This window comes from Croceivirga lutea, assembly GCF_014235875.1.
Taxonomy (GTDB): Bacteria; Bacteroidota; Bacteroidia; order Flavobacteriales; family Flavobacteriaceae; genus Croceivirga; species Croceivirga lutea.
On sequence record NZ_JACJUK010000013.1, the window covers coordinates 1 to 5,916 of the forward strand.

Annotated in this window: 1 protein-coding gene; it reads left to right on the forward strand. The window is 39.8% G+C overall.

Features of this window, described 5'->3' with window-relative positions; translation table 11 throughout:
• The coding region (locus H5V42_RS15070) for a beta strand repeat-containing protein (protein ID WP_390809491.1) at positions 1-5,916 on the forward strand (5,916 nt) is incomplete at both ends.

Genomic DNA, 5,916 nt, shown 5'->3' on the forward strand with positions numbered 1-5,916 from the left:
TCCTACTCCTGCTAATGCTAATACCCACACCTTTACTAATCTTGCCGCTGGTAATTACACCATTGATGTAAGAGATGATAACGGTTGTACCGCGCCTACTCAAAATATTACTATTAATCCCGAATTAAACGCAAGTGCTAGTTTAACTAATGATTTAAGCTGTACTGCCAATGCATCTGTAACAATTAATACAACAGGTGGTTCTGGAACATATAGCTATGAATGGTCTAATGATGGTGGAACAACATTCAATACAACCAATTTTACCGCCAACGTTTTTGATACTGCAAGCTTTGGAACTTATGTGTTCAGAATTACTGATACTTCAGTACCAACTAACTGTACCACTTTAACAAATACGGTAACTATTTCAGAAGCCCAAACTCCTGTAATTAGCAATGTAATTGCAACCAATGTAGTATGTAATTCAGATTTAACCGGTGAATTAAACGTAATCATTGATACCACTGTGGGCTTAGCACCATATGTTATTAACGTAGTAGAAACCAACACAACCACTGTTTATGGCACCCAAACAACAGGGTTACCTGCAGGAGATTATGAGGTTACTATCACAGATGCAAAAGGTTGTGTATCAAATCCGTTTACCATTTCTATTACCGAGCCCGCAGTAATTAATCCAAATATTAGCAGTACAAATTTAACTTGTTCTGCTACTGGAACAGATTTAGGAACTATTACAGTAGATGCTTCGGGAGGTACGGCAACGTATATTTATACTGTTCAAAATGCTGATTTAAGTTATTCTCAAACCCATGATACTTCATTAGGCACAAATGCCAATACATTTACAGGTTTAGATTTCGGTGATTACACTGTAATAGTAACTGATATTAATGGATGTGAAGAAAGATCTACAGTAACCATCACTACGGGCCCAGATATTTTAATCACTACGATAGGTGCCGCTGGGTGCGCTCCTGGTAGCGGAGAAATGTTGGTTGAAGCACAAGCTAGTAATGGTACCATTGGTACAGGTCCTTTCCATTTTGCAATATATCCAGCACCAGCATTTAACGCTGCTGACCCTGCTTGGCATGCTGAAGACCCATCACCACCTGCTACACCAAACTCACATTTATTTACTGGGTTAACTCCAGGGGTAACCTATACTTTTATTGTACATGACTCAGATACCAATTGTGAATATATGCAAGAAGCAACCGTGCCAGTTGCCTCAACATCTAGCATGGTTGGCGTTATAGATAACGTAAATGATGTATCATGTACCGGAGCTAGTGATGGTAGTGTAGACTTTACTGTATCTGGTCACGGCGGAACAGATGTGAATTTTGAGTTATTTGAGTTTGCAACTAACGCTACAACAGGATTAACAGGAAGCATTTCGGGTATTGTTGGTGGTCCAGAATCATCTAACATTACTGGATTAGCCCCTGGTGAATATTACATTTTACTTACCGAAGCTAATGGTCCAAATACCGGTTGTGTAAATTCTACGTTGTCTTTTGTTATTGAACAATCACTAAATCTTTTACAGGTTACTGCTAGTTCGCCTGAAAACGATAATTGTAATCCAAATGAAGGTGTAATTACTGCAAATGCACAGTTTGGTACAGCACCATATGAATATCAATATTTATTAAGTTCAGACCCTGCTCCAACAGCTGCTTCCGCTGGATGGATTACAGCAACATCTGCTGATGTAGAGTCAGGAAATTATATAGTTTATGCAAAAGATGCTAATAACTGTATTCAGAGTGATGCTGTTACTGTTAATTTAGACCCAGCTCCTCAAATTACTATTGCGGTAGTAGATGAGTGCGTAGCTGAAGGTACTTTTGAGGTTTTAGTTACATTACAAAATTCTGCTTCTGCCATTGCGCCATTTAACTTAAGTCTTAATGGGGGCGCAAATCAAAATATTACATTCAACGCTAGCAATGAATACACCGTTACTGGTGTTAATTCTGGAGTTGGTCAAACAATAACAGTAACAGATTTAAATGGTTGTTCAGATACACAAACATTCCATATAGCACCACCATTACAATTCAATGCTTCTTTAACAACTTTGTTAGATTGTGAAGTTGCACCAGCAAATAATGGAGAAATTACTATCGATGTATTGGATGGTTCTGGAAACTATGATTTTGAAATAGATGGTCCAGTAGCTGTTGACCAAGTAAGAACTGCCGTTGGCGGAGCTTCAACTACATGGACTGGTGCTAGTGTTGCCGGTACGTATCGCGTAACTGTTTATGATAATAGTAGCGGATGTTCTAGTTTTATTGATGTTGACGTACCTACAGCTATAATTCCAATTTTCACAGAAACACATTTAGATGTAAGCTGTGATGCAGGTTCAGATGGTAGTATTTCGTTGTTTGCCTCTGATAATGGTATTCTACCGCTTAGCTATACCATTTCGCCTGTGGCTGGCTCTTTCAACGCGGCTACTAATACCTTTGAAAATCTGCCTGCTAATACCTATACCGTTACCGCTACTGGTAGCAACGGTTGTTCTAGCAGTATCACCAATATCGTTATTGATCAACCTAATCCTATTGTAGTACCTGCTCCAACTGTGGTTGATTTTGCTTGTGCTACAGGTAACAATAACCAGAACGCTTCTATAACTATTGATGTAGCTAGCATTACAGGGGGTAGCAGTAATTATACACGTATCGACTTTGTAAACAATCAAGGTACTCCAGCTACTGCTGATGATGTGGTTGAACAATCCAGTAGCACTCCTGCTTACATTGTTACTAATCTTGCTGGTGGTCAGTACACCATTAATGTTTATGATGATAACAATTGTGTTGGCTCTACTTCAGCTACTATTGCTCCGTTTGATGAGTTAGTGAATGCTACCATTGCTGTAGATACACCTATCTCTTGTGTGAATGATGAAGAAATTACTATCACCGCTAATGGTAGTATTTCTAATTCTACAACTACACCTGCTAATTATGAGTTTAGATTGCTGCCTGCTGGTACTTTCCAAGCCTCTGGCGCATTTACTGGCCTTGCTGCTGGTACTCACAACTTTGAAGTAAGAAACGTAAACACTGGCTGTGTTATCGCAGTTTCTCACACCATTGCTGAACCTAACACCTTTACCATTGATGTGGTAACTACGGATGTAGTTTGTTTTGGTACGCAAACCGGCGAGGTTACTTTTGAATTAATTGATGCTACCTATTCCGGTCCTATTTCATACACTATTTACGACGCTAATGGTACCCCTGCTAATACAGCTGATGACACTGTTGTTGTTCCTGCTACCGTATTCCCTTCTAACGGACCTACTACTGCAGAACTATTATTCGCAGGTGATTATATCGTTGAAATTGCCCAAGTAAATACACCTGAATGTGTAAATACACAAGCCTTTACTATTGCTAGTCCTTCTGCAGATATTACAGCAAATACTGCTGTAGTTGATATTACTTGTTTAGGGAATGATGGCGAAATTGAAATCATTGATGTAATTGGAGGTTGGGGTAATTACCAATACTTTGTAAGTACTGCTGCTCCTGCTGCTATTACAGACTATCAAGCTAACGCTAACTTTACAAACCTTGCTCCTGGTACCTACCAAGCTTGGGTGGTTGATAATAGAGGGTGTGAACGTATGGTTGATAGTAATATCATTCTTGCTGACCCTACACCTATTACTGCTGCGCTTCAAGTGAATAACCAAAATTGTGACAACTTTGAAGGTGAAATTGAAGTAATCTCAGTAACTGGTGGTCAAGGAAGTAACTATACTTTCCAACTCGTAAGAGATGGCGCTAACCTAGGTTCTGCGCAATCATCGCCTGTTTTCTCAGGTCTGGGTCAAGGTTCTTATGAAGTGGTTGTGGCTGACCAATGGTCTTGCTCTTTTACAACTACCGCTACTTTACTTTATGAAGAAATTAACCCTGTTGCCGCTGTAGTGAAAAATATCGATTGTACTGCTACTCCTGATGGTGAAATTACAGTAACTGTTACTGGTGGCTCTGGTGACTTTACCTTTATGGTAACTACTCCAATTTCTGCTACTACTACTTCTCATACATCCGGAGTACTTACAGGTCTTAGCGAAGCCGGTGTCTATACTATCGATATTACTGATAATATTACAGGTTGTTCTTCTAGTGTTAACCAGTTGTTGAGTATTCCTGAAGTTCCAATTTTCACAGAAACACATTTAGATGTAAGCTGTGATGCAGGTTCAGATGGTAGTATTTCGTTGTTTGCCTCTGATAATGGTATTCTACCGCTTAGCTATACCATTTCGCCTGTGGCTGGCTCTTTCAACGCGGCTACTAATACCTTTGAAAATCTGCCTGCTAATACCTATACCGTTACCGCTACTGGTAGCAACGGTTGTTCTAGCAGTATCACCAATATCGTTATTGATCAACCTAATCCTATTGTAGTACCTGCTCCAACTGTGGTTGATTTTGCTTGTGCTACAGGTAACAATAACCAGAACGCTTCTATAACTATTGATGTAGCTAGCATTACAGGGGGTAGCAGTAATTATACACGTATCGACTTTGTAAACAATCAAGGTACTCCAGCTACTGCTGATGATGTGGTTGAACAATCCAGTAGCACTCCTGCTTACATTGTTACTAATCTTGCTGGTGGTCAGTACACCATTAATGTTTATGATGATAACAATTGTGTTGGCTCTACTTCAGCTACTATTGCTCCGTTTGATGAGTTAGTGAATGCTACCATTGCTGTAGATACACCTATCTCTTGTGTGAATGATGAAGAAATTACTATCACCGCTAATGGTAGTATTTCTAATTCTACAACTACACCTGCTAATTATGAGTTTAGATTGCTGCCTGCTGGTACTTTCCAAGCCTCTGGCGCATTTACTGGCCTTGCTGCTGGTACTCACAACTTTGAAGTAAGAAACGTAAACACTGGCTGTGTTATCGCAGTTTCTCACACCATTGCTGAACCTAACACCTTTACCATTGATGTGGTAACTACGGATGTAGTTTGTTTTGGTACGCAAACCGGCGAGGTTACTTTTGAATTAATTGATGCTACCTATTCCGGTCCTATTTCATACACTATTTACGACGCTAATGGTACCCCTGCTAATACAGCTGATGACACTGTTGTTGTTCCTGCTACCGTATTCCCTTCTAACGGACCTACTACTGCAGAACTATTATTCGCAGGTGATTATATCGTTGAAATTGCCCAAGTAAATACACCTGAATGTGTAAATACACAAGCCTTTACTATTGCTAGTCCTTCTGCAGATATTACAGCAAATACTGCTGTAGTTGATATTACTTGTTTAGGGAATGATGGCGAAATTGAAATCATTGATGTAATTGGAGGTTGGGGTAATTACCAATACTTTGTAAGTACTGCTGCTCCTGCTGCTATTACAGACTATCAAGCTAACGCTAACTTTACAAACCTTGCTCCTGGTACCTACCAAGCTTGGGTGGTTGATAATAGAGGGTGTGAACGTATGGTTGATAGTAATATCATTCTTGCTGACCCTACACCTATTACTGCTGCGCTTCAAGTGAATAACCAAAATTGTGACAACTTTGAAGGTGAAATTGAAGTAATCTCAGTAACTGGTGGTCAAGGAAGTAACTATACTTTCCAACTCGTAAGAGATGGCGCTAACCTAGGTTCTGCGCAATCATCGCCTGTTTTCTCAGGTCTGGGTCAAGGTTCTTATGAAGTGGTTGTGGCTGACCAATGGTCTTGCTCTTTTACAACTACCGCTACTTTACTTTATGAAGAAATTAACCCTGTTGCCGCTGTAGTGAAAAATATCGATTGTACTGCTACTCCTGATGGTGAAATTACAGTAACTGTTACTGGTGGCTCTGGTGACTTTACCTTTATGGTAACTACTCCAATTTCTGCTACTACTACTTCTCATACATCCGGAGT